Source organism: Streptomyces sp. ID05-26A (assembly GCF_033794685.1).
In the GTDB taxonomy this organism is placed as follows: Bacteria; Actinomycetota; Actinomycetes; order Mycobacteriales; family Pseudonocardiaceae; genus Lentzea.
In genome coordinates this window covers 72,943-97,038 of the sequence record NZ_JARAYZ010000010.1, presented here as the reverse complement: position 1 = coordinate 97,038, position 24,096 = coordinate 72,943, and the positions used below count along the sequence as shown (strand labels likewise).

Annotated in this window: 22 protein-coding genes; 14 read left to right on the top strand and 8 right to left on the bottom strand. The window is 71.4% G+C overall.

Going from position 1 to position 24,096, the window contains the following annotated elements; genetic code table 11:
• Window positions 1-451: 451 nt before the first annotated feature.
• Window positions 452-3,811 (top strand): ATP-dependent helicase, encoded by a 3,360-nt coding sequence (locus tag PV646_RS44235; protein ID WP_500349131.1) that lies wholly within the window; start codon window positions 452-454, stop codon window positions 3,809-3,811.
• 4 nt (window positions 3,812-3,815) lie between these two features.
• Here PV646_RS44235 and PV646_RS44230 read toward each other — a convergent pair whose 3' ends face one another.
• Both PV646_RS44230 and PV646_RS44225 read right to left on the bottom strand, forming a co-directional pair.
• Window positions 3,816-4,355 (bottom strand): hypothetical protein, encoded by a 540-nt coding sequence (locus PV646_RS44230; RefSeq protein ID WP_500349129.1) that lies wholly within the window; start codon window positions 4,353-4,355, stop codon window positions 3,816-3,818.
• Between the two features lie 76 nt (window positions 4,356-4,431).
• Entirely contained in the window at window positions 4,432-4,812 is a 381-nt protein-coding gene (locus tag PV646_RS44225) for a DoxX-related protein (RefSeq protein ID WP_500349128.1), read from the bottom strand.
• A 62-nt stretch (window positions 4,813-4,874) separates the two neighbouring features.
• On the opposite strand from PV646_RS44225, the gene PV646_RS44220 reads away from it, so the two are divergent.
• From PV646_RS44220 to PV646_RS44210, 3 genes are all read left to right on the top strand, one after another.
• Window positions 4,875-6,299: a M20/M25/M40 family metallo-hydrolase gene (locus PV646_RS44220; protein WP_500349127.1), complete on the top strand. Its 1,425-nt coding sequence runs from the start codon at window positions 4,875-4,877 to the stop codon at window positions 6,297-6,299.
• Entirely contained in the window at window positions 6,296-7,339 is a 1,044-nt protein-coding gene (locus tag PV646_RS44215; protein WP_500349125.1) for a potassium channel family protein, read from the top strand. The genes PV646_RS44220 and PV646_RS44215 overlap by 4 nt, the downstream gene beginning before the upstream one ends.
• Window positions 7,340-7,408: 69 nt before the next feature.
• Window positions 7,409-8,044, top strand: a complete 636-nt coding sequence (locus tag PV646_RS44210) for a hypothetical protein (RefSeq protein ID WP_500349123.1) — start codon at window positions 7,409-7,411, stop codon at window positions 8,042-8,044.
• Here the strand turns inward: PV646_RS44210 and PV646_RS44205 are convergent.
• Entirely contained in the window at window positions 8,013-8,468 is a 456-nt protein-coding gene (locus tag PV646_RS44205; RefSeq protein ID WP_500349121.1) for a hypothetical protein, read from the bottom strand. The genes PV646_RS44210 and PV646_RS44205 overlap by 32 nt on opposite strands.
• Window positions 8,469-8,511: 43 nt before the next feature.
• Complete coding sequence (locus tag PV646_RS44200) at window positions 8,512-9,093, bottom strand: hypothetical protein (RefSeq protein ID WP_500349119.1); 582 nt, start codon at window positions 9,091-9,093, stop codon at window positions 8,512-8,514.
• Window positions 9,094-9,173: 80 nt separating this feature from the next.
• On the opposite strand from PV646_RS44200, the gene PV646_RS44195 reads away from it, so the two are divergent.
• The 3 genes from PV646_RS44195 to PV646_RS44185 are packed head-to-tail and all read left to right on the top strand — an operon-like array spanning window position 9,174 to window position 11,611.
• Window positions 9,174-9,842 carry a response regulator transcription factor gene (locus PV646_RS44195; protein WP_093602248.1) on the top strand — a complete coding sequence of 223 codons (669 nt, stop codon included), beginning with the start codon at window positions 9,174-9,176 and terminating at the stop codon, window positions 9,840-9,842.
• On the top strand, window positions 9,839-11,119 hold the full coding sequence (locus tag PV646_RS44190) for a sensor histidine kinase (RefSeq protein ID WP_500349117.1): 1,281 nt from the start codon (window positions 9,839-9,841) through the stop codon (window positions 11,117-11,119). Before PV646_RS44195 ends, PV646_RS44190 begins: the two co-directional genes overlap by 4 nt.
• A gap of 12 nt (window positions 11,120-11,131) precedes the next feature.
• Window positions 11,132-11,611, top strand: a complete 480-nt coding sequence (locus tag PV646_RS44185; RefSeq protein ID WP_500349115.1) for a hypothetical protein — start codon at window positions 11,132-11,134, stop codon at window positions 11,609-11,611.
• On the opposite strand, the gene PV646_RS44180 is transcribed toward PV646_RS44185, so the two are convergent.
• The 3 genes from PV646_RS44180 to PV646_RS44170 form a co-directional block, all read right to left on the bottom strand.
• Window positions 11,608-12,501, bottom strand: coding sequence for a neutral zinc metallopeptidase (locus PV646_RS44180; RefSeq protein WP_500349113.1), 894 nt, complete (start codon window positions 12,499-12,501; stop codon window positions 11,608-11,610). The genes PV646_RS44185 and PV646_RS44180 overlap by 4 nt on opposite strands.
• A gap of 12 nt (window positions 12,502-12,513) precedes the next feature.
• Complete coding sequence (locus PV646_RS44175) at window positions 12,514-13,722, bottom strand: neutral zinc metallopeptidase (protein ID WP_500349111.1); 1,209 nt, start codon at window positions 13,720-13,722, stop codon at window positions 12,514-12,516.
• 127 nt (window positions 13,723-13,849) lie between these two features.
• A complete protein-coding gene (locus tag PV646_RS44170; RefSeq protein ID WP_500349109.1) occupies window positions 13,850-14,893 on the bottom strand; it encodes a neutral zinc metallopeptidase in 1,044 nt (347 codons plus the stop codon).
• Window positions 14,894-15,250: 357 nt separating this feature from the next.
• Between PV646_RS44170 and PV646_RS44165 the strand changes: the two genes are divergently transcribed.
• The 7 genes from PV646_RS44165 to PV646_RS44135 are packed head-to-tail and all read left to right on the top strand — an operon-like array spanning window position 15,251 to window position 22,481.
• On the top strand, window positions 15,251-16,873 hold the full coding sequence (locus PV646_RS44165; RefSeq protein WP_500349107.1) for a DUF2207 domain-containing protein: 1,623 nt from the start codon (window positions 15,251-15,253) through the stop codon (window positions 16,871-16,873).
• Window positions 16,874-16,882: 9 nt separating this feature from the next.
• Window positions 16,883-18,166, top strand: a complete 1,284-nt coding sequence (locus PV646_RS44160) for a M16 family metallopeptidase (protein ID WP_500349105.1) — start codon at window positions 16,883-16,885, stop codon at window positions 18,164-18,166.
• Window positions 18,163-19,569, top strand: coding sequence for a M16 family metallopeptidase (locus tag PV646_RS44155; protein WP_500349103.1), 1,407 nt, complete (start codon window positions 18,163-18,165; stop codon window positions 19,567-19,569). The genes PV646_RS44160 and PV646_RS44155 overlap by 4 nt, the downstream gene beginning before the upstream one ends.
• Window positions 19,566-20,513 (top strand): NAD(+) diphosphatase, encoded by a 948-nt coding sequence (nudC, locus tag PV646_RS44150; RefSeq protein ID WP_500349101.1) that lies wholly within the window; start codon window positions 19,566-19,568, stop codon window positions 20,511-20,513. The genes PV646_RS44155 and nudC overlap by 4 nt, the downstream gene beginning before the upstream one ends.
• Before the next feature lie 40 nt (window positions 20,514-20,553).
• The gene (locus tag PV646_RS44145) at window positions 20,554-21,027 is read left to right on the top strand and encodes a YbaB/EbfC family nucleoid-associated protein (RefSeq protein WP_500349099.1); all 474 of its coding nucleotides are present in this window, start codon (window positions 20,554-20,556) and stop codon (window positions 21,025-21,027) included.
• A complete protein-coding gene (locus PV646_RS44140; protein ID WP_500349097.1) occupies window positions 21,024-21,332 on the top strand; it encodes a WXG100 family type VII secretion target in 309 nt (102 codons plus the stop codon). The genes PV646_RS44145 and PV646_RS44140 overlap by 4 nt, the downstream gene beginning before the upstream one ends.
• A gap of 3 nt (window positions 21,333-21,335) precedes the next feature.
• Window positions 21,336-22,481, top strand: coding sequence for a WXG100-like domain-containing protein (locus tag PV646_RS44135; protein ID WP_500349095.1), 1,146 nt, complete (start codon window positions 21,336-21,338; stop codon window positions 22,479-22,481).
• Here the strand turns inward: PV646_RS44135 and PV646_RS44130 are convergent, their stop codons facing one another.
• Window positions 22,482-24,083: a hypothetical protein gene (locus tag PV646_RS44130; RefSeq protein ID WP_500349093.1), complete on the bottom strand. Its 1,602-nt coding sequence runs from the start codon at window positions 24,081-24,083 to the stop codon at window positions 22,482-22,484.
• Window positions 24,084-24,096 lie beyond the last annotated feature (13 nt).

The following is a 24,096-nucleotide window of genomic DNA, read 5'->3' as shown; positions in this document are numbered from 1 at the left end:
TCGGGCGGGCACGTGCCGGCAGCGCCGAGACGTGGTTGTCCGGTGTGGCTTCGGCGCGCTCGGTTTCGGTGGTGGGCTGGGTGCCGGGCGTGCGTGGTTTCGCTGGCGGGCTGGCCGCGTGGCGTGCTCGATCCCGGCGGCGGACCGGCCGCGAGGCGGGCGCGATCCCTGTAGCGGGCTGGGTACCGGGCGTGCTCGGTCTCGGCGGCGGGCTGGCCGCGTGGTGTGCTCAACCCCGGTGGCGGACTGGCCGCGAGGCGTGCTCGATCCCGGCGGCGGACCGGCCGCGAGGCGTGCGCGATCCCCGCAGCGAACCGGCCGCACGGTGCCCTGCCGGGCGCGAACAACAGGGTCACCTTCCTGACCTGCGCGTTTCTCGCGTCAGAACTGTCGGCGAACACACCGTCCCGGGTGGTGCGGACCCGTCCGGCCCGGGTAGGAAGATGTACCGGTGACCGTCAGCCCGTTTGAGATCGCTGAGGCGCTCGGGCTGAACAGGCCGACCCCCGAGCAGGCCGAGGTGATCGCCGCACCCGCGCGCCCCGCGCTGGTCGTGGCGGGCGCCGGTGCCGGCAAGACCGAGACCATGGCCGCACGGGTCGTGTGGCTGGTCGCGAACGGCTTCGTGCTGCCCGACCGGGTGCTCGGCCTGACGTTCACGCGCAAGGCCGCGCGCCAGCTCGCGGACCGGGTGCGGGCCCGGCTGCGCAGGCTCGCGGGCTCGTCCCTGCTGGACGAGCTCGACCCCAGTGGCGAACGCAAGATGGCCGTGCTGACCGGCGAGCCCGTGGTGCTGACGTACCACGCCTACGCGGGTCGCCTGGTGACCGAGCACGGGCTGCGGCTGCCGGTGGAGCCCGGCGTGCGGCTGCTGACGCAGACGGCGTCGTGGCAGCTCGCGCACCGGGTCGTGTCGACGTGGGCGAAGGACCTCGACACGGACAAGGTGCCGGCGACGGTCACCGGGTACCTGCTGTCGCTGGCCGGTGAGCTGGGCGAGCACCTCGTGACGCCCGAGGCGTTGGAGGCGCACGCGCTCGAGTTCTGCGCGTTGGTCGAGAACGCTCCGCGCGCGCCTCGCCAGCGGGACGCGTTGCCGGAGAAGCTGAAGGAGATCGTTGCGGCGCAACGGCTGCGGATCGCGATGCTGCCGTTGCTGGACGCGTACCAGCAGCGCAAGCGCAAGGAGGCGGCGCTGGACTTCGCGGACCAGATGTCGCTGGCCGCGCAGCTCGCCGCTTTCGACGAGGTGTCCGCCGGGGAACGCGAGCGGTACGGCGCCGTCCTGCTCGACGAGTACCAGGACACGGGGCACGCGCAACGCGTGTTGCTGCGGTCGTTGTTCGGTGACGGCGTGCCGATGCCGGTGACGTCGGTGGGCGACCCGGCGCAGGCCATCTACGGCTGGCGCGGGGCGTCGGCCGCGAACCTGCCGCGCTTCGTCGACGACTTCCCGCCGGCGACGAAGTTCGGTCTGCTGACCAGTTTCCGCAACCCGCCCGAGGTCCTCGAGCTCGCGAACGCCGTGTCGCTGCCGTTGCGCGAGGCCGGTCTCGACGTCGACGAACTGCGGGCCCGGCCAGGCGCGGGGCCGGGTGACGTCCGGCTGGCGCTGCACACCGACATCCGCGCCGAGCTCGACTGGATGGCGGACAACTTCGCCGCGCAGTGGGAGGCGCACCTCGACACCGAGGGGGTGCCGCCGACCGCGGCCGTGCTGGTGCGCCGCCGGTCGGACATGGCCGCGATCGCCGCGGCCCTGCGCGAACGCGGGCTGCCGGTCGAGGTCGTCGGTCTCGGCGGCCTGCTCGACGAACCCGAGGTGCGCGACCTGGTGTCGGCGCTGCGGGTTCTCGTGGATCCCCTGGCGGGAACGGCCGCGGCCCGCCTGCTGACCGGGTCGCGCTGGCGCCTGGCCGCCGTCGACCTGGCCGCGCTGTGGTCACGGGCGCGCGAGCTGGCGGGCGTCGCACCGCGACAGTCCGTTGTGGACGATCCGCTGATGGTCCTCGCGGACGCGCTGCCCGGCGAACACGCCGAACAGGCCGGCCTCGCCGACGCACTGGACGACCCGGGCGACCCCGACTCGTACTCCCAGGACGGCTACCGGCGGATCCGGCGGCTCGGCGGTGAGCTCGCGGCGTTGCGGCGCAGGCTCGACCAGCCGCTGTCCGAACTGGTCGCCGACGTGGAACGCACGCTGCTGCTCGACATCGAGTCGATGTCCCGGCCCGGCATGGTCGGCCGGGCCCACCTCGACGCCTTCTCCGACGTCGTGACGGACTTCGCCGCCGCCTCCCCGTCCGCGACGCTCCCGTCGTTGCTCGACTACCTCTACACGGCCGAGCACGCCGAGGACGGTCTGGAACCCGGCGAGGTCGAGGTCTCCGAGGACCGGGTGCAGATCCTCACCGTCCACTCCGCGAAGGGCCTGGAGTGGCGGATCGTCGCGCTGCCGCACCTGGTCCGCGACGTGTTCCCGGGTCGCAAGAAGTCCTCGTGCTGGCTCAAGAACGTCACCGACCTGCCCGCCCCGCTGCGCGGCGACTCGGCCGACCTGCCGACGCTGAAGCTGTCCGCCGGCTACAACCGCAAGGAGGTCGACGAGGCGCTCACCCTCCACGCCGAGGAGTTCGAGGAGCGCAGGCTGGTCGAGGAACGCCGGCTCTTCTACGTGGGCGTGACCCGGGCCGAGCACAGCCTGCTGATGTCGGGCCACTGGTGGGCCGAGGCCGGCGACAAGCCCAAGGGGCCGTCCGTCTTCCTGCAGGAGATGCACGAGGTCCTGCAACGGGAGGACCCGCCGGGCGACATCTCCGTCTGGGCCCCGGAACCCGAGGTGGACACCCCGAACCCGCTGGCCGAGGACGTGAAGTCCTCGATCTGGCCGTCGGACCCCCTCGGCAAGCGCCGCGACGCCGTGGTCGAAGGCGCCGAGATGGTCCTCGCGGCCCTGGACACCCTGCGGAACACCCCGCCGGAGCCGTTGGCCCTGATCTTCGACGAGCCCGAGCCCGAACTGCTCGACGAGGACTACCCGCCTCCGACCGACGAACCCCCGGACGACGACTTCCCGCCGGAGCCCGAACCGCTCCCGGACGACGTGGTCCCGGACGACCCCGAGATGCCGGAGGACGCCGACCCGGAGGGCTGGGCCCGCGACGTCGACGTGCTGCTGGCCGAACGGGCGGCGTCCCAGAACCGCCGCGAACAGGTGGCGCTCCCGGCCCACCTGTCGGTCTCGCAGCTGGTGGAGCTGGCCAAGGACCCGGACCAGCTGGCCCGCCGCCTGCGCCGCCCGCTCCCGTTCCCGCCGAACCCGCTGGCCCGCCGGGGCACGGCCTTCCACACGTGGCTGGAGAACCGCTTCGGCGCCACCCGCCTGCTGGACCTGGACGACCTGCCGGGCGCGGGTGACGCCGACGCCTCCCCGGACTCCGATCTGGAGAGGCTGAAGGAGTCGTTCCTGGCCAGCGCCTGGGCGGACCGCACCCCGCACGACGTGGAGGTGCCGTTCGAGGCGGAGTTCGACGGGATCTCGGTCCGCGGCCGCATGGACGCCGTGTACCGCGACGCCGACGGCTGGACCGTGGTCGACTGGAAGACCGGCGCCGTGCCCGAAGCCGAGGCCCTGCCCGCGCTGTCCGTGCAACTCGCGGCGTACCGGCTGGCCTGGGCGGCGCTGGTGGGCGCGCCGCTGGAGACGGTGCGCGCGGCGTTCCACTACGTGCGGCACGACCACACGGTGCGGCCGGCCGACCTGCTGGAGGAGCAGGGCCTGAAGGACCTGATCCGGTCCGTGGAGTCCTGAGCTTTCAGCCCTGGGAGCTGCTGCTCGCCGGCGCGTGCGCCGCCTTCAGGACCCGCTCGTACAGCACCTCGAGCAGCCACCGCCCGAACAGCGACGGCCCGAACTCCGGCGAGCGGTCCTCCGGCGGCACCATCAGGTCGACCGCGGTCTCGTCACCCACCACGACACCGATGCCGTAGTAGTCGAGCTCGATGTAGGACCAGGCCTGGGACTCTTCGGTGCGGGGGAGCATCACCGCGCACGGGGCCAGGGTCAGGAGGGTGCCGCACGACTGGAGAGCCCGGTCCGTCGTGGACTCGCTCACCAGGACGCCCACGAGTTCCACCGCGGCCACCGGGAGGCGGTCGTGGGCCTCGGGCTCGAACCAGGAGCGGAACCACGAGGGGTCGGCCCGAGGAGGCCAGCCGTTCTGGGTTCTCCACTCGTGCACGTCGGGCAGCAAACGCACGACCGCGGACACCTGCTGGCCCAGGACGGCGACGTCGGGAACGACGGCACCTTCCCAGCCGAGTGCGGTTGCGGCGCGCTCAAGAAGCGTTTGCACAGGGCGCATCCTAAGGTTCCTCGCGCAGAAAATGACAGCGTTTGCGGGATACTTGGTTAAGGATTACCCAGGGTGGTCATGGGGCTGCTTTCGCCACTTTCCACGCCCATGCGACGAGCGGGATCTGCAGTGGCAGGCGGCCGTACGCGATGGCACGGGCTTTGGGTGATTTGTCCCGGAAATCAAGAGCCATTTTCACGTTTGCCGGGAACACGGCCACGAACAGCGCGACCGCGGCGAATGCACCGAGGCGGCGGGTTCGGGGCGTGGCGACCGCCGCGGCGACGGCCAGTTCGGCCGCACCGGACACGTACGTCCACTGCCGCGGGGTGCCGGGCAGCGCACGCGGGACGATCGCGTCGTAGTACTTCGGCCTGGTGAAGTGGGTTGTCCCCGCCAGGCCCAGCAGAGCGGCGAGCGCCAGCGCCGACCGCGCTCGGGAACGGGTTGGTTCCATGGCGTCACCCTGTCATGCCTACGCCGCGTAGGCGAGATCGGGCTGGCCTAGTGTCCACGAGCGTGTCAGGTGATTCTCGTCATTCCGAACGCGCCGCTGTAGCCGCGCTGGCCGACTCCTTCGTGACCGGGCTCTGCGAGTGGATCAGGATTCCGGGCATCGGGGTCGACCCCGCCCACCACGGTGACGTGCGCAGATCCGCCGAGTGGCTCGCGAACGCGCTGGGGGCGGACGGCTGGCCGGAGGTCGAGATCTGGGACGACGGGCCGGCGCTCCCGGCCGTGTTCGCGTGCTGGCCGGCAGACGACCCACAGGCGCCCACCGTGCTCGTCTACGGGCACCACGACGTGCAGCCGGTCGATCCGCTCGACCGGTGGGAGCACCCGCCGTTCGAGCCCGTGATCAGCGGCGACGAGATCCGGGGCCGGGGTGCGAGCGACGACAAGGGGCAGGTCGCGATGCACCTGCTCGCGGTCAAGGCGCATCTGGCAGCCCTGAGTCAGAACGCTCCGAGCGTCACGCTGAAACTCTTCGTCGAAGGCGAGGAGGAATCGGGATCACCGCACTTGCGAAAGCTGCTCGATGATCACGAAAAGCAGCTCGCTTGTGATCTTGTGGTGTTCACCGACACGGCATTGCACGAACGCGACGCACCGACGGTCAACACCGGGCAGCGCGGTGTTCTCGGTGCCGAAATCACGTTCGAGGGCGGAACCGACGACGTCCATTCCGGACGTGCGGGCGGCGCGATTCCGAACCCCGCGACCGCTCTCGCGAAACTGATCGCCGCGCTGCACGACGACGACAACCGGATCCGGCTCGAAGGCTTCTACGACGACGTCCGCGAGCCGTCCGCGAGGGAACGCGAGGACTACGCCGCCCTGCCCTTCGACGAGCAGGACTGGCTGAAGCGCAACGGGGGCGGGGCCCAGGCCACCCGAGGCGAACCCGGTTACTCGACGTTCGAACGGCTCTGGGTGCGGCCCACCGCCGAGGTCAACGGGATCAGCGCCGGCTACACCGGTCCCGGCTTCAAGACGATCATCCCGGCGCGGGCCGTCGCGAAGATCAGCTTCCGGCTCGTCCCCGACCAGCACCCGGACCGGGTCAAGGTCCAGTTGGAGCGGTTCGTCGCCGAGCACACGCCGGACGGCATCACGGCGAGCGTCGTCATCCGGGGCGAGGGCGTCCCGCCGTACGCGATCAGCCCGGACGACCCGGCCAACGCCGCCGTTCACGAGGCCATGGAACTCGCCTTCGGCCGGCCCGTCCGGTTCGCGCGGGCCGGTGGGTCGGGGCCCGCGGCGGTGCTCCGGCAACGGCTGGGGGTGCCCCTCGTCTACCTCGGCGCGACCTTGCCGGATGATCGCGTCCACGCGCCGAACGAGCGCGTAGTGGTGCCGTTGCTCCTCAAAGGCGCGGAGGCGGCCGCTCACCTGTGGCGGATGCTTGCCCAAGCGGAGATCACGAAGAGGTTGTCCCGATGAGCCTGTCTGATGAAGCGTCGCACTCGCTCGTCGGCGTGGTCAGGATGCCGGACAAGGTCGAGAGCCCTGTCCGCGCGATCCTGAAGCGCGTCGTCGGCGCGATGGCGGCGCTGCTGCTCGCGGTGATGATCGTGTACCTGGACCGTGACGGCTATCGCGACGTGAACGAGGACGGCGTCTCCCTGCTCGACGCCTTCTACTACGCCACGGTGTCTCTCTCGACGACCGGCTACGGCGACATCACGCCCGCGTCGTCCACGGCGCGCCTCGTCAACGTCCTGGTCATCACGCCGTTGCGAGTCCTGTTCCTGATCGTGCTGGTCGGCACGACACTCGAAGTTCTCACCGAGCGCTCCCGTCAGGCGTTGCGCATTCAGAAGTGGAGGCGGGTCGTGCGGGACCACGTTGTGGTCGTCGGTTACGGCACCAAGGGGCGGTCCGCGGTCGCGGCGCTGCTCGGCGACGGTGTCGACCCCGGCTCGATCGTCGTCGTCGACACCGTGCAGGAGTCGCTCGACGCGGCCACCGCCAAGGGGCTCGTCGTCGTGCATGGGTCCGGTACGCGCAACGACGTGCTGAGGGTCGCCGGTGCGGCCCGTGCGCGCGCGATCGTCGTAGCGCCGAACCGGGACGACACGGCGGTGCTGGTGACGTTGACGGCCCGTGAGCTCGCCCCCAAGGCGCAGATCGTGGCGTCGGTGCGGGAGCGGGAGAACGAGCACCTGCTCAAGCAGTCCGGCGCCGACTCGGTGGTCGTGTCGTCCGAGACGGCCGGTCGCCTGCTCGGCATGGCCACCGCGACGCCGTCCGTCGTGGCGATGGTGGAGGACCTCCTCACGCCCGACGCCGGGCTCGCGATCGCCGAGCGGGACGTCGAGAAGAGCGAGATCGGCGGGTCGCCGCGGCACCTGCCCGACATCGTGCTCGGCGTGGTGCGGGGCAAGACGCTGTACCGGGTGGACGCCCCGGAGGCCGACGCGATCGAGCCGGGCGACCGGCTGCTCTACGTCAAGAAGGTGACTCCGCCCGGAGAGGAGTGAATCGGCGCGGCCCGCGTAGTCCAATGAGGGGCTCCCCACCGCCGGGGAGCCGTGCCCCTCGGAGGACGTATGGATCCGCTGCTGGTCCTGTTCCTGATCAGCCTTGTCGTGCTGGGCGTGGTCGTGGTGCTCTCGATCGTGTCGTCCGGGGAGGAGAGCGGGAGGGTCCGCGCCGCCACGGCGGCCATCCGTTCCCTCGAGCGACGGGCGGGCACTTCGGGGTGGACGAGGGCGTCCGACCAGGAGGAGATGCCGGCCGGGCGGATGAGCGGTCTGCCCGGGCTGGGACGGGGCGGCACCGTGGCGGGAGTCCGGGAGGGGCGTGCCGTTCGGGTCGCCGTCTTCTCCTCGACGACGTCCGTCGGGCTGACGTCCACCGGTTACTCCCACGTCGAGAGCACCGTCCCGGCGCTCGTGGTGGTGGTGGACGCACCGGAACTGACCGGAGACCTGCGGATGGACCCGCCTCGGCCCGGCGCGGGCTACGAGATCTCGGGTGACCTGGCGCCGGACACCGAACGCGGGGTCGTCGCCCAGCTCAGGTCGTACCAGCCACCTGCCGTCGACATCGCCGACGGCGTCGCGTGCTTCACCTTCACCGACCTGGACCTCGTGGAACAGCTCGACGACCTGGTCGCCATGACGTGCGACGCCGTCGAGATCCTCGTGAGGGCTAAGAAGCCGGCTCCGTCCGCCGAGGAGTAGGCAGGACGGCCGGTGCGCGCAGAGGCGCGTAGCGGAAGAGGAACGCGTAGAAACCGCCCGCCAGCGCTGCCATGCACAGCAGCAGCGCGGTGAGGCGGCGCCCGACCGGGAGTCCGACCGGGACGGACGCGGCGGACGACACCATCTCGCCGCCGGTGTTGACGATCTCCACGGTCTCACCCTTGGTGTGACCGCAGCCGTCGAGTTTGGCCTGCTTCTTCTGGCCGTCGGCGTCCCACTCGACCGTGTCCATGCCGGAGCCGCAGGAGCCGCTCTCGACGACCGTCGCCATCACGGGTCTAGGGGGTTCCTCAGCGCCCAACACCTTGGCGGGCAAGAAGAGCGCGAGCGCGACCCCGATCCCGACCAGTCCGACGACCAGCAGGATGAACACCCATCTGTCCGGGCTTCGCGGAACCGCCACACTGCGATGTTCGCAGACGCGGCGGCCCGCGTGGAGCCCAGGTTTACTTCGGCAGCTGACGCAGCTGCTCGACCTTGATGGTCTTGCCGTCGGTCACCGAACCGGTCACCGCGACGAGGTCACCGTTCTTCGGCTTCTCGGTCACCGAGGTCAGGTCCAGCGACGTCTGCAGGCCGTCGACCTGGACCAGCGTGGCGTTGTTGCCGTTGACGTCCTTGACGGTGCCGCGCGCCTGGGCCTTCGCCAGGGCCACGTTCAGCGCCTTGCCGTCCTTCACACGCACGGTCACGCGCTGGTCGGCCTTGAGACCGGCGAGGTCCCCGCCGCGCAGCTTCGTGGAGCCGTCAGTGGTCAACGACACCTCGCTGCCGTCGTCCTTGGTGATCGTGAGCTTGCCGGACTCGACCGACTTGACCCGCCCGACGACGAGCGTGCTGTCCTTGAGCTTGGCCTTGTCCGGACGTCCCGGCTTGTTCTGCCCGTGGGGGCCACCGAGGTGGCGTTCCGCGAACGCCGCGTTCGGCGGGCGGTCGGGACCCTCGGCCGCCGTCGCGACCGCGATGCCGCCGACGGTGAGGCCGACGGCCGCGACGATGGCGCCGGCCCACGCTGATTTCTTCGACATGCGCACCAGCGTGCGCGTGCATTCTGAGGGCGAGCTGAAGGCGAGTCGCCCGAAGTCCCGATGATCAGCAGAATGGAGAGGTGTCCGCCAGGGTGTTGGTGATCGAGGACGCCGAGGCGATCGGCGCCGCGGTGTCGTCCGCGTTGCGCGAGTCCGGGTACGAGGTGCAGCACCGCCTGGACGGGCGTCAGCTGGAGGCCGATCTCGGCCGCTTCCGCCCCGACCTGGTCGTTCTCGACGTGATGTTGCCCGGCCGCGACGGCTTTCAGCTGCTCGAGGTCATCCGCCGCTCGTCCGGCGCCGGTGTGGTCATGCTGACCGCGCGCGACGGCGTGCCGGACCGGTTGCGCGGCCTCTCGGGCGGCGCCGACGACTACGTGGGCAAGCCGTTCGTGCTGGCAGAGCTCGTGGCACGGGTGTCAGCGGTGCTGCGGCGGCTCGGCCGCACGCCGTCGACCGTGCAGGTCGGTGACCTGGTCGTGGACGCCGACGCCGGTGTCGTCATGCGCGCCGACCAGCCCATCGAACTGACCGCCACCGAGCTGCGGCTGCTCGTCTACCTGGCTGCTCAGCGCGGACGCGTGGTGTCCAAGACGCAGATCCTCACGGCCGTGTGGGGCTACGAGGACTACGACCCGAACCTGGTCGAGGTCCACGTCAGCGCCGTGCGTCGCAAGATCGAGGAACACGGCACACGGCTCGTGCACACCGTTCGTGGCCTTGGGTACGTGCTGCGGGCCGAAGAATGAACCTCCGCACGGTCTCGTTGCGCCGGCGGGTCGCGGTGTCCGTGCTGCTGGTGCTGTTCCTGGTGCTCGTGACGCTGGTCATCTCGGTCGACCGGACGTTCGCCGGGCAGTCCTCCAAGGACGTCGACGGCGTGCTGAACAGCGCCGAGTCGCGCGCGGTGGAGATGCTGAAGAACGGCAGGCGCCCGGCCGAGGTCGTCGGCGTGCTGACGAAGCGGAACATCCACGTCACCATCGACCTGCCCAACGGCACGACCGTCGGCAGCGCGCCCGAAGAGGGGCAGTTCCAGCGCCAGGTCCGCAACGTGGGCCGCAACAAGATCACCCTCTACGCCGACACCGAGGCGATCTCCCAGGCGCAGCACCGGTTGCGCAAGCTCCTGCTGATCCTGGGGCTCGTGGCGATCGGCGTCACCGGACTGCTGATCGTCGTGGTGGTGCGCAGGGCGTTGGCGCCGCTGGACGCCATGACGTCGCTGGCCCAGGCCATCGCCGCCGGGCACCGCGGCGGGCGGCTCAACCCGTCCAGGACGGACACCGAGCTGGGACGGACCGCGGCCGCGTTCGACGGGATGCTCGACTCGCTGGAGGGCTCCGAGCAACGCACCCGGCGGTTCGTCGCCGACGCCGCCCACGAGCTGCGGACGCCGATCACCGGCGTGCAGGCCGTGGCCGAGGCGCTCGTGCAGGCCCCGGTCGACTCGCCGGACCGCGACCAGATGTCGTTCCTGCTGGTCAGGGAGGCTCGACGGGCCGGACGGCTGGTCGACGACCTGCTCGCGCTCGCCCAGCTCGACGCCGGGTACGAGATGCAGCGCGAGTCGGTGGACCTGCTGGGCCTCGCCGAGGCCGAGGTCGCGCGGACCCGGTTCGTGGCGCCGGACTTCGACATCAGCGCCGAGGGCGTCCCGGTCGCCGTGGTCGGGGACGGGCAGCGGCTCGCTCAGGTGCTGGCGAACCTCGTGGACAACGCCCGCCAGGCCACCGGACCGTCGGGCGCCGTGCGGATCCGGGTCGACCTGACGGGGTTCACCGTGTCCGACGACGGACCGGGCGTGCCCGAGGCCGAACGGGAACGGATCTTCGACCGGCTCGTGCGGCTCGACGACGCCCGCGACCGGCGTTCGGGTGGGTCCGGACTGGGGCTGGCCATCGCGCGCGGCGTGATCCGCGCACACGGGGGAGATCTGACGTGCGAGCCGTCCGAGCAGCAGGGAGCCGTGTTCCGGGTGAGGCTGCCCGCGGTAAATCCGGTCGCCCAGCCGAGCCAGGTTTGATTCCATCGGTGCGTGGACGCGAACGTGGTGGTGCAGTGGGTGCGGACCGGGTGGACCAAGAAGTCCCGCGGCGGGGCTGAGGCGACCCTCCGCAACGCGGTCCCTGTCGGGTTCGCGCTGCCGCACCTGATGCCCGCCGTGCACGAGGTCCGGCACCACGAGTGGGACGGCTTCAACCCCGTGTGGTCGAAGGAGCGCGACGAGATCAACCGGATCGAGCTCACCCTCCGCGAGGACGACGACGTGCTGACCGTGCAGCTGCAGGACACCATGCGCTCCGCACCGAACCGGTGGAGCAGGCCTTCCCCGGTGCGGCTGGCCCGCGGGGAGTGGGTCCGCTGGCAGATCAACCACCGGTGGTCCGGCAGGAGCTACGGCGAGTGGAACTACCAGCTGACCACGCTGAACCTGGCCTACGGATCACCGGGTGACGCGAAGGTGTTCCTGCGGACGCCCACCCAGTACGTCGACGAGCGGGCCCGGCTGCGTTAGGAGACCTGGGCCGCGGGCGCCGAGAACGTGTTGCAGACGTCCGTCGAGTTCGCCTTGAAGCCCGCACCCGCCCACTGCGCCTGGTTCTTCGCGGAACCGTGCGCGTTGTTCTCGGGCTTCTCCTCGATCGCGAACTGGAAGTCCTCCTGCGCCTGCCGCGCGAGGCCCGCGGTCAGCGAGCCCCGGCCCGCCGCCGCGCTCAGGAACATGCCCGCGAAGCAGTTCGCCTGCAGTTCGATCCGGCGGGACATCTCGAGGCCCGCCGGGGTCTTCTCGCCCGCGTCGGTGATCTTGAGGTCCGCCGCGCGCAGCAGGCCCGTCAGCGCCTGCACGTGGTGGCCGTACTCGTGCGACAGCGTGGCCAGGTGGGTCGCCGGGGCGTCACCACCGCCGTTGTCGCGCAGGCGGGCCGTCGGCATGTAGATCGTGCGGTTGCGGCCGCAGTAGTACGCCACCGCGTGATCGGACTCCGGGGCCTCGCCGCACGGGCCGTCCTTCAGCACCGGCGAGGCGTCCAGGGTCGGCTTGTCGAACGGCAGGTTCGCGCCCGCCAGCACCGGGCCCCAGGCGGCGTCCAGGCACTCGACGCCCGCCGCGTAGTACGCGGCCAGCTGGGCGTCCGCCGTGCCGAACGGCGGCAACGAGCACGTCACCGGGGTCAGTGAGACCGGCTTCACCAGGAACGGGTGGTCGGCCAGCCGGAACACGGCGCGCGGCCGGATCGGCGTCGACGGCTCCGACGGAGGCGTCGACGCCGGGCGCGAACCGGCCAGGGCGTGGCCGGTGACCACTCTGGGACGACTCAGTTGACCGATTCCGAGGACGAACGCGACCACCAGCACGAACACTCCCGCGAGCAGGACCGGGTTGTTCTTGGCTGGTTGGGTCACGTTCTCCCCTTCCTAGGAGACGGAACCTGGGTCCGCTGCCCAGGTGTTGCACTCGGACGCCTTGTTCGACTTGTAACCGCGGTCAACCCAGCTCGCGTTGTTCTGGGGCGTGCCGTGGTCCTTCGTCGGATAGATGTCGTAGTCACCCCGGTTGCCCGCGTCGGTCAGGGCCACCCGGATCACCTCGATCGGAATCGCGCCGTGCGACAAAGGGGCCAGCGACATGCCTCCGAAGCACGTCGCCTGCAGCTCCATCCGGCGGTTCAGGTCGAGGCCCTTCGGAGTATCCCACCCTCCCGCGTCGTACTGCGCGCGGTCCGAGGCTTTGAGCATCCCGGTGAGCCACTGGAGGTGGTGGCCGTACTCGTGGGCGAGCTGGCCCAGGTACTTGCCGGGGTGGTTCGGGTTGTTCGGGTTGCGCTCGGCGGCGTAGGCGTTCGCCGTCCAGTAGATGCCGCCCTGGCAGTACCGCGCCGTCTGGTCCGGGCGGACGGTGCCGCACGGGTACTGCGCCGTCTCCGTGATGACGTGCAGTTCGACGGGCTGGTACGGCAGGTTCGCGGCCTGCAGCGCCGGCTTCCACATGTTCTCGATGCACGGCAGCGCGGCGCGCAGGAAGCGGTCCTGGCCCGCCGGCGAGTAGTCCATCGGCGGGAGGCCGCAGCCCGGGATCGTGTTCGCGCCGAAGCCCGGCTTGAGGAACGGGTGGTCCGCCAGCGCGTAGACGGCCTTCGGACCGGCCGGGGTCGCCGGGGCGGACGGGGTGCGCGACGCCGAGGGACGCGGCGCGCTCGTCGTCGTCGCGGGGCCCTCCGTCGTGGTCGGGAGGGAGAACGTCGGGCTGTACGTCGTGTAACCCGAGTAGCCCGTGTCCTTGACCTTGTTGCTCAGGGTCGCCGCGAAGACGCCGATCGCGCCGAGACCGAGGACCACGACACCGCCCAGGATCAGGGCGATCATCGGACCGTTGCTCCTGCGGCGCGGCGGCATCGGCGGGTAGTGGCCGTAGCCGGGAGGGGGCGGGCCCCACGACGGCTGCGGCGGCGGCATGACCGGGCCGGGAGGCGGCGGGCCGTAGTAGCCGGGCGGCGGGCCCTGCGGAGGCGCGCCGTAAGGAGGTGGTGGGCCTTGAGGCGGACGCTGCCCGAGTGGTGCGGGCATCGGTGGCGGGCCGACCGGGCGCGGCGGCGGCCAGTTGCCCGGTGGCGGTGGTTGCGTCATCGCCGGAGGTCCCCCCAATGGTCATCCTGGGTCGGGTACGAGCATAGGCGGCCCGGGATCACGCGTCCCCCGACCGGGCTAACGCGTCCCGTCCACCTCCTTGAGACGCACGGGCCGGGGGATCGGTTCACGAGACGTCCGCGGACGTCGCCGCCCAGGTGTTGCACGCGCTGATCTTGTTCTGCTTGTGGCCGTGCATCACCCAGCGGTCGTTGTTGGGCGCACTGCCGTGGTCCGGCCTGCGGTCGTAGTCCCCGCGCTTGCCCGAGTCGCTCAGACCGGTGTTCACGACCTCGATGGGGATGACGTTCTTGTGCGAGAACGGCGCCAGCGTCATCCCGCCGAGACAGGTGGCCTGCAGCTCCAGCCTGCGGTTGAGCTCCAGCCCCTTCGGGGTGTCGAACCCGCCCACGTCGTACTGGGCCTGGTCGGCGGCGCGCAACATGCCGGTGAGCCACTGGATGTGGTGGCCGTACTCGTGGCTGAGCTGGCCGAGGTAGACGCCGGGGTGCCGGACCGTCGAGCCGCCCTCGTTCGCGTAGAAGTTGCCGGGCCAGTAGATGACGCCACGGCAGAACATCGCCGTCGTGTTGTTCTGCCGCGAACCGCACGGCGTCTGCGTGGTGCCGGTGAACACCTGGAGCTCGGCCGGCTGGTACGGCAGGTTGGCGGCCTTGAGCGCCGGCTGCCACGCCTTCTCGATGCACGGCAGTGCCGCCTCGAGGAACCGCTTCTCGCCCGCCGGGCTGTATTCCATCCGCGGCAGCGGGCACGAGTCGAAGTCGTTCGCGCCGATGCCCGTGGTGAAGATCGGGTGGTCGGCGAGCTTGTAGATCGCCTTCGGGCCCACCGGGGTCTGCTGCGTGCTCGGCGTGCGGCTCGACGTCGGACGCGTGGTCGTGGTGGTCGTTGTCGTGGTGGTGGTCGTCGGGGCGGTGAAGGTGGGGCTGTAGGTCGTGTAGTTCGAGTAGCCCGTGTCCTTGACCTTGTTGTTCAGGGCCGCGGAGAAGACGCCGATCGCGCCCAGGCCGAGGATCACGACGCCGCCGAGGACGAGGGCCAGGATCGGGCCGCTGCTGCTGCGGCGCGGTGGGGCCATCGGGTACGGGGGCGGGGCGAACGCGCCGGGGTGTCCGTGTCCGTGGCCCCACATCGGTTGTGGTGGGGGCATGACCGGGCGCGGTGGTGGGAGCGGGGCATGGCCTGGAGGCGGACCGTAAGGCGGTGGCGCGCCGTACGGACGTGACTGCGGCGGTGGCCCGTACGGCGGCGGAGCCATCTGCGGACGCGGCGGTCCCTGGACCGGCTGAGGTGGCATCGGCGGCCTGTACGGCGGGGCCGCGGGCACGGGCGGTGGACCTTGTGGCGGACGCTGTCCGAGCGGTGCGGGAACAGGCGGCGGACCCACCGGGCGCGGCGGTGGCCGGTACCCCGGTGGCGGTGGTTGCGTCATCGCCGAAGATCCCCCAGATGGCGTCTGTTCGAAAGTCCGCCGGAGCATATGAGGACTCCGCTATTGTCCGCAGCCGTGTTGAAGAACTGGGGTGCGGCGATCTTCGTCGCCGTCGCGCTGACGTCCGTCACGTCTCTCGGGACGGCTGCCGGCGCGCTCGCGCAACCGCTTCCCGGCACCGTCAGCACCGAGGTGCGGATGAAGCTGGAGCGCGACGCCCGGCTCTCCGTCACCGAGACCGTCCAGGTGCCCGAGGGCAAGACCGTCAAGCGGACCGTCCCCTTGCGACTCGCGGCCGGCAACGACCTGGAGCGCCAGTACGAGGTCACCGACGCCAAGGTCGAGGGCAAGGGCAGCGTCTCGTCCGACGACGACAACTTCACCGTCACCCTCGAAGGCACCTCCACGCTGACCTACACGGTCGTCGGCGCCGTCGCCCCCGTCGGTGACGCGCTCGAGGTCCGCTGGCAGGTCGCGGGCGGCTGGGACGCCGAACTGGACAAGGTCGCCGTCTCCTTCTCCGCACCCGACTCCCCGACGTCGGTCAACTGCCTCGCCGGGCCGGTCGGTTCCTCGCAGCCGTGCACCAGCGCCGACCTCGCGGACGGCAAGGGCGTGCGCGCGCAGGAGATCAAGCTCGGCGCGGGCGAACGGGTCGACGTCGCGATCGGACTGTCCGCCGGGGTCGTGCCGCCCAACGCCGTCGTGGTCGAGCAGTCGGGCCTGGCCGCCGCGTTCGCGCTGACGCCGGTCAGCGGTGCCGCGCTCGGCGGGCTGCTCCTGCTGCTGCTCGGTGGCGTCGCGCTGCTCTGGTACCTGCGCGGCCGGGACGCGAGGGCCCTCGCGAGCGAGGTCGGCGCGGTGTCCGTGCTGGTCCGCGACGGCAACGACCGGGTCGCGTTCGCCTCGCCCGACGGCGTGCTGCCGGGTCAGGTCGGCACGGTCGTCGACGAGCACGTGGACGTCGTCGACGTGACGGCCACGGTCATCGACCTCGCCGTCCGCAACTACCTCTGGATCACCGAGACGGACGGCCACGACTGGCAGATCGTGCGCCGCAACCCGGTGGACGACTCCCTGTCCGGGTACGAGAAGGCCGTCTGCGAAGCGTTGCTGCCGCACGGAACCGAAGCGGTGAGCGTGTCCGAGCTGCGCGGCCGGCAGATCGACCTCGCGCACGTCCGCGACCGGCTCTACGCCGACGTCGTGGAGAAGCGCTGGTTCGTGCGCCGCCCCGACGCCGAGCGGAACCTGTTCTGGTGGGTGGGAATAGTGGTCGCGGTGCTCGGCGTGGCCGCCACGGTCGTGCTGGCGCTGACGATCGGCAACGCCCTGTTCGGGCTCGTCGTCGCGGTCGGCGGGGTGGCGCTGGCGTTCGGCGCGCGGTCGATGCCCGCCCGCACCAAGCGCGGCAGCGAGTTGCTCGAACACGTCCGCGGCCTGCGCGGTTACCTCGCCGGGGTGACGCCGGACGACGTGCCCGAGGCCGACCGCGAGCTCGTGTTCTCCCGGTCGCTGCCCTACGCCGTGGTGCTCGGCGAGACCGAGCGCTGGCTGTCCACGTTCGGTCAGCAGGACCTCTATTGGTACGGCAACGCGGGTGATTTCCGGCGCAGCTTCCCGGCGTTTCTCGGAGCGCTCGACGGCGTCCTCGCCCAGGCGGGCCACCTGCGATCGCTCCGGACTCCGAACCCGTAGGCTTGCCGCATGGCCTCACCCGAACTGCACAGGTTCACGTTGCCCAACGGCCTGCGGGTGGTGCTCGCCCCCGACGCCGGCGCTCCGGTCGTCGGCGTCAGCGTGCACTACGACGTCGGCTTCCGTTCCGAGCCGGAGGGGCGCACCGGGTTCGCGCACCTCTTCGAGCACCTGATGTTCCAGGGCAGCGAGAGCCTGGAGAAGCTGGCCCACTTCCGGCACGTGCAGTCGTCGGGCGGCACGTTCAACGGGTCCACGCACCCCGACTACACCGACTACTACCAGGTGCTGCCGAGCGCGGCCCTGGAGCGGGCGCTGTTCCTCGAGGCGGACCGCATGCGCGCGCCGAAGCTCACCGAGGAGAACCTCCGCAACCAGATCGACGTGGTGAAGGAGGAGATCCGGCTCAACGTGCTGAACCGCCCGTACGGCGGGTTCCCCTGGATCCTCCTGCCCGCGGTGCTGTTCAAGACGTTCGCCAACGCGCACAACGGCTACGGCGACTTCGTCGACCTGGAGAGCGCGACGGTCGACGACTGCGCGGAGTTCTTCGACACCTACTACAGCCCGGCGAACGCGGTGCTGACGGTGGCGGGCGACCTCGACGTCGAGACCACGAAGACGTTGGTGGAGAAGCACTTCGGCGACGTGCCCGCGCGGCCGAAGCCCGAGCGTCCCTCGTTCGCGGAGCCCGGTCCGCAGGGTGAGGTGCGGCACGAGCACGGCGACGCGCTCGCCCCGCTGCCCGCGATCGCGATCGGCTACCGCGTACCGGACCCGACCACGGACATCGACGGCTACCTGTCGTACCTCGTGCTCGCCGGCGTGCTGGCGGACGGCGACGGCTCGCGGCTGCAGCAGCGCCTGGTGCACCAAGAGGGCATCGTGATCGACCTGAACGCCGGCTGCGGTCTGTTCGGCCCGCTCGAGGCCCGCGACCCCGACACGTTCAGCATCACCGCGATCCACGCGGCCGAGGTGCCGGCCGAGCAGGTCGTCGCGGCCATCGACGAGGAACTGCAGAAGCTCGCGCAGGAGCCGCCGTCGGCCGAGGAGCTCGCGAAGGTCACCGCCCGCTGGGCGTCGACCATGCACAAGGAGCACGACCGGCTCACGAACCGCACGCTGGGCCTCGGCTCGGCGGAGCTGCTGTTCGGCCGCGCCGAGCTGATCTACGAACTCCCCCGTCGGATCGCCTCGGTGACCGTCGACGAGGTGTCCGCCGCGGCCAAGGCGCTGCGTCCCGACTCCCGCGCCCTTCTCTTCGTCAAGCCCACCGGAGGATCTCAGTGACCGTCTCGACTTCCTCTCCGGGGAACAAGACCCACCGTTCGGCTGACGAGATCGGGCGCACCGAAACAGGCCCGCGTCCGTTGCCGGAGCTGGGCTCGCAGAAGGCGGCCGCCGAGCTGTCCACTGTGGACACCACGCTGCCGAACGGCCTGCGCGTGATCGCGGTCCGCCGCGCCACCGTGCCGATGGTCGAGGTGCGGCTGCGCGTTCCATTCGCGGACCCGGCCGGCACCAGTGCCGGCTCCCAGCACTCCGCGGTGGCGGAGATCCTCGCGAACACCGTGCTCACGGGCACCGAGAAGCGTTCGCGCGTGCAGATCGACACCGAACTGGCGCTGGTCGGCGGCGAGCTCGACGCCGTGGTCGACCCGGAGCGCCTGAGCTTCACCGGCAACGCCCTGGCCACCGGCCTCGGCACCGTGCTGGAGGTGCTCGCCGACGTCCTGACGAACGCGTCGTACCCGGCCGACGAGGTCGAGCGCGAGCGCACCCGTCTCGTCGAGCGCATCACGATCGCCCGGTCGCAGCCGAGCGTCATCGCGCGCGAGGCGTTGCAGAAGGTGCTGTACGGCGACCACCCGTACGCGAAGGAGATGCCGGAGGCCGACGAGGTCGCCGCCGTCAGCCGCGAAGACGTGGTGGCGTTGCACGGCAAGGCACTGCTGCCGCGCGGTTCGGTCCTGGTCGTCGTCGGCGACGTCGAGCCGGCCGACGCCGTGGCCCAGATCGGCGAGGCGCTGACGGCGTGGCAGGGCGACGGCGAGGCCGTCCAGCTCCCGCCGCTGCCGCAGGTGTCCGGTGGCGACGTGGTGCTGGTGCACCGCGCCGGTGCCGTGCAGTCGCAGATCCGCCTCGCGGCGCAGGCGATCCCGCGCACCGACGAGCGCTACCCGGCGTTGCAGCTCGCGAACCTGGTCTACGGCGGGTTCTTCTCGTCGCGCCTGGTCGAGAACATCCGCGAGGACAAGGGCTACACCTACAGCGCGCGCTCGCACCCCGAGTTCACCGTGCACGGCGCGACGTTGATGGTCGACGCGGACACGGCGTCCGACGTGACGGCGGCGGCGCTGCTGGAGACCCGCTACGAGCTCGCCCGCCTCGGCCTCGTGCCGCCGTCGGAGTCCGAAGTGGACACCGCGCGCAGCTACGCGATCGGCACGCTGCTCACCAGCACGTCCTCGCAGGGCGGTCTGGCGTCGTTCCTGGTGAACCTCGTCGCGCTGGGTCTCGGCCTCGACTGGCTGGTGGCGCATCCGCAGCGCCTGCAGGCCGTCACGTCGGAGCAGGTGGCCGCGGCCGCGCTGGAGTTCTTCGCGCCGGGCAACTTCACCGGTGTGCTCGTCGGTGACGCCGAGCAGCTCAAGCCGAAGCTGTCGGCGCTGGGTGGGGTCTCGTTCCAGTGAGTTTCGACCTGCTCGGTCTGCCCGCGCTGTCGCGGTCCACGATCGACCGGTGCGAGCCGTTGCGCGGCGACGAGGAGAAGCTCGCCGCGCTCTGGCCCAAGGCCCGGATGATCGTCGTGGACACGCGCGGCCGCACCCTGGTCGCCGATCGCGGCACGCGGCTGGCCGACCGGCCGGCGCTCGAGTTCGGCGACCAGCCACCCGTGAACGCCGTCCTGCTCGGTGAGCAGGACGGCGTGGCGTACTTCGCCGTGCTGATGCCCGCCCAGGACGGCGAGGCGGTGCCGGCCAGCAGGGCGTGGGGTCCGCCGGAGCTCACGGACGAGCCGCAGTGGCTCGACCTGCGGCAGGCCGGCGCGACCCTGGACGACATGTCGGCAGGGCTGTTCACGACGGCCGCCGCGTTGTTCCAGTGGCACCGGATCAGCAAGTACTGCGCCAAGTGCGGCGCCAGGACGGTGCTGGAGAAGTCCGGCTGGACGTCGGTCTGCTCCGGGTGTGAGCGGGAGGAGTACCCGCGCACCGACTCGGCCGTGATCTGCCTCGTGCACGACGGCGCGGAGCAGGTCCTCGTCGCGCGTGGACCGGAGTGGCCGGAGGGCAGGTTCTCCGTGCTGGCCGGGTTCGTGGAGGCCGGCGAGTCGCTGGAGGCCTGCGTGGCGCGCGAGGTCTCCGAGGAGGTCGGCCTCGCCGTCCGGGACATCCGCTACCTCGGGTCCCAGCCGTGGCCGTTCCCGCGGTCGCTGATGATCGGGTTCGAGGCCGTGGCCGACCCCGCCGAGCCGTTGCGGCTCGCCGAGGGGGAGATCGCGGAGGCCAAGTGGGTGTCGCGGGCTGATGTCCGCAAGGCCATCGACGAGCCGGGGAGCGTGCCGGGCCTCGGGCTGGCCGGTGGCGCGTCGATCGCGTTCCGGATGCTGCAGAGCTGGTCCCGTCACTCCTAGCCGGGTTGCGCCGAACGGCGTAATCCGGTGTGGTCTACGCATGAGCAACCCGGAGCTCGAAGCGCGCAACGCTGCTTTGCGCGGCCAGGTCGACACGATGCTGGCGAACCTCGAGCAGCAGACCGCCCAGCTCAGGCAGGCGCAGGCCGAGGCGATGTCCAAGGTCGGCCGTGCGCGGTCGCAGGACGGGATGGTCGAGGTGACGGTCAACGCCGGTGGCATCGTCACCGGCGTCACCCTCGCGCCCGCCGCGTTCGAGCGCAGCACGCCCGAGAAGCTGGGCCAGAGCGTCGTGACGACGATCCAGCAGGCCGCCCTGCACGCGCGCGAGCAGGCCGACGCGGTCCTCGCGCCCTACCAGGAGGGCATTCCCGACCTGCCCGACCTGTTCCCGGGCATGCCGTCCCTCAAGGACCTCATCCCGGTGCCGCCGCCGATCGTGCAGCCGGCGCCGCGACAGAGCGACGACGAACCGCCGGAGTCCTTCATGGACCGTCGCGGGGGCCAGTGGTGACGGGCTTCGAGGTAGATCCGACGGCGTTGCGCTCGCAGTCGCCGAAGTTCTCCGCTGCGGGCGACAAGCTCCAGACCGCCTGGGACGCGCTGCGGGGCGTGCTCGACGCCAACAACGGCTGCTGGGGCGGCGACGAGGCGGGCCAGGAGTTCGCCAAGTCCTACCTGCCGATCGCGGACCAGGCGCTGCAGGCGTTCCCGGCGCTCACCGAGGGCATCCACTCGATCCGCGAGGGCCTCGACGCCTCCGCGGACACCTGGGAGGCCGTCGACCAGGCCGGCCGCAGGTCGCTCGGGGGGAGGTGAGCCGTGGGCATCGAGATTCCCGGCGCCGTCCAGTGGCTCACTCCGATCGTGGTCGGTGCGAAGTGGCCGGAGGGCGACGAGGACAGGCTGCGCCTCATGCGGGGCGCGTGGCAGGCCGCCGAGAAGGCGGTCGGCGAGGTCCTCGGGGACGGCAACAGCGCTTCGAAGGCCGCGCTGGGCTGCATGAGCGGGCAGACGGCGGAGAAGTTCGAGGAGTACTGGAAGGCCTACACCGAGGGCGACGCCTACCTGGTCAACCTGCAGCAGATCTGCGCCGACCTGGCGAAGGGCTGCGACAACGCGGCATTGGGCGTCGAGTACACGAAGCTCAGCATCATCGCCGCACTGATCATCCTGGCCGCGCAGATCGCCGCGATGATCGCCTCGGCGGTGGCCACGTTCGGCACGTCGACCGCGGGCATCCCGATCGCGCAGGCCGCGACCCGCATCACCATCCAGACGATCTTCCAGCAGTTGCTGCGGCAGATCATCATCAACGTCGCGATCAACGTCGGCGTCGACGCGGCCATCCAGGGCCTCCAGTTCGCCACGGGTGAGCGGAAGTCCTGGGACGTCGGCAAGACCGTCGACGCGGGCATCGCGGGTGTCGCTGCCGGTGTCGCGTCGGGAGCGGTCGGCGTCGGCAGTGGCGCGCTCGGCAACACCAGCGGCAACTTCGTCCAGGCCGCCGGACGTGGCGCGGTGGAAGGTGCCGTCGCGGGCGCGGGCGGCAACGTGCTGAACAACCTCGCGCACGGCAAGGTCAGCGCGGAGGACTTCGGTTCCGCGATCCTCTCCGGCGGTGTGTCGGGAGGCGTCGGCGGAGCGGTCGGCGGCATGAGCACCAGGCACGAGGGGCTCAGCCAGACCTGGGACACCGGGACGTCACCGGACGGCCAGTACACGGCGGGCGCGAACACCCAGGGCCACACGTTCCAGACCCCCGACGGGTCGACCACGCGCGCCAACATCGACGGCAACCCGTACGAGGGCGGCTGGCGGTCGGACAACGCGAGCACGTACATCCCGGCCGAGGGCGGCCCGAACAACGTCAACGACCCCGAGGACAGCGACTACCAGGTCAGGTCCTCGGCGAACCCGCCGCGGATGGTGGGCAGGCTCGACCTGCCCGACCCACCGGCGCAGTAGTCACCGCCAGGGCTGCCAGCCCGGGATCGGGGCGTGGTCCGGACGGATCTCGCCCCAGTCCGGACTGCCCGGCGGCAGCGCGTTCTGCTCGGCGAGCCGCATCCGGCCCCGCACCCGCCACCAGTCGAGCAGCAACCCTGCGGTCAGCGGCACCGCGACCAGGGTCCCGACGGTGAGCCCGAGAGCGACGAACATCCAGGCGAAGCTGCCGCTGACGGACGCGGCGACCAACCGCCAGCCGATGCCGACGGTCGCGTAGTCGCCTCGCCGGTTGGCGGTCGTCCGCCGGACCGCCCACCGGTGCAGGTCGCGCCACTCCTCGACGGACATCCGTTCGGCGCGCCCCGGCGTTCCCCGGCGCGACCGGATCAGTTCGGCGAGTTCACCGGCCTGCGCCACCGGCAGGATCCACTGCTGCGGCCGCGCCACGAGGCGGAGCATCGGACTGTCGCCGACGGGCGTCCTGACACCACCGGGCACCGGCCACGCGTGCAGGCCCGGCGAGGTGCCGGGTTGGACGAGCGTGAGGTCGCCGAGCCACAGCGCCTGGGGGTGGACGCCGCCGTCGTGCGACCTGTTCAGCTTGTGCACCAAGCGATCCCGTTGCACGTACAGCGACGCGCCGTTGCGCAACGGGACGCGCACCTCGACGGTGCGGCCGAGACCCGCGCCCAGCCGGAACATCCGCCCGCCGAGGTGACCCAGCAGCGGGCACAACACCAGAACCACGGGGATCCAGGCGTAGCCGCCCTTGCCCACCAACCAGAACACGGTCGTCGGCACCGCGAGGAACGCCACCCGCCCCCAGGTCCGCGGCACGTTCCGGTTCAGCACCCACACCAGCCCCGCGACACCCGCGAACGCGGGCGCTTGCCACGTCACGCCGGGTGTGGTGACCAGCGCGACCACCGGCAGCACGACGGTCCCGGCCAGAGCGAGCACGGCCCCGGCCAGCCACCGCACGGCGAGGGACGGCCCGGTGAGCGACACGGCCGGCCCCTCGACCGGGGTGGTCCGCTCACCGGCGGACGGCGGTGCCTGACCCACCTCGTCACCGGCGGCCAGGGCGGCCTCGGCGTGGACCTCGGGGAGGTTCGACACCCTGGACCGCACCAGGGACACGAACTTCCCCGGCTCCTCGACCGGCAGCACCTGCTCGCCCGAGGTGGTCCGCAGCACCACGACGTCGCCCGCCGGCACGGGAAGCCCGCGGCCGTCCGTCAGCGTGATCCACGGCCTCTCACCGGGCACCGCCTGCCGCGTGCCGATGCCGAGCAGGTCGCCGAAGCCGTAGAACACCCTGGTAGGCCCGCTGGAGGCGATCCGCCCGCCACCCGACACCGCCGTGATCTCCAGGCCACCGTCCTTGACCTCGACCGCGTCGGTGTACCAACTCGGCCGCGGGTCCACCCGGAACTCGAACAGCACCTTGCCCGCCACCCGCCGCGACACCAGGTGCACGAGGTACATCGCCACGAGCGGGACCCCGACCAGCACCGCCATGTTGACGGCAGGTGTCTCGCTGCCCGCGACGACCACGAACGTGATCGCGGCGGCGGCCGCCACGCCCAGCGCGACGAAGGGCCAGTGGTGCGGTTTCATTCGCCCATCTTGG

Bases quoted from the DNA above. Each gene is read 5' to 3' on its own strand.
- PV646_RS44225 (WP_500349128.1), bottom strand. From the start codon at position 4,812: ATGGAACCAACCCGTTCCCGAGCGCGGTCGGCGCTGGCGCTCGCCGCT.
- PV646_RS44215 (WP_500349125.1), top strand. From the start codon at position 6,296: ATGAGCCTGTCTGATGAAGCGTCGCACTCGCTCGTCGGCGTGGTCAGG.
- PV646_RS44210 (WP_500349123.1), top strand. From the start codon at position 7,409: ATGGATCCGCTGCTGGTCCTGTTCCTGATCAGCCTTGTCGTGCTGGGC.
- PV646_RS44200 (WP_500349119.1), bottom strand. From the start codon at position 9,093: ATGTCGAAGAAATCAGCGTGGGCCGGCGCCATCGTCGCGGCCGTCGGC.
- PV646_RS44190 (WP_500349117.1), top strand. From the start codon at position 9,839: ATGAACCTCCGCACGGTCTCGTTGCGCCGGCGGGTCGCGGTGTCCGTG.
- PV646_RS44175 (WP_500349111.1), bottom strand. From the start codon at position 13,722: ATGACGCAACCACCGCCACCGGGCAACTGGCCGCCGCCGCGCCCGGTC.
- PV646_RS44170 (WP_500349109.1), bottom strand. From the start codon at position 14,893: ATGCCCCCACCACAACCGATGTGGGGCCACGGACACGGACACCCCGGC.
- PV646_RS44160 (WP_500349105.1), top strand. From the start codon at position 16,883: ATGGCCTCACCCGAACTGCACAGGTTCACGTTGCCCAACGGCCTGCGG.
- PV646_RS44145 (WP_500349099.1), top strand. From the start codon at position 20,554: ATGAGCAACCCGGAGCTCGAAGCGCGCAACGCTGCTTTGCGCGGCCAG.
- PV646_RS44130 (WP_500349093.1), bottom strand. From the start codon at position 24,083: ATGAAACCGCACCACTGGCCCTTCGTCGCGCTGGGCGTGGCGGCCGCC.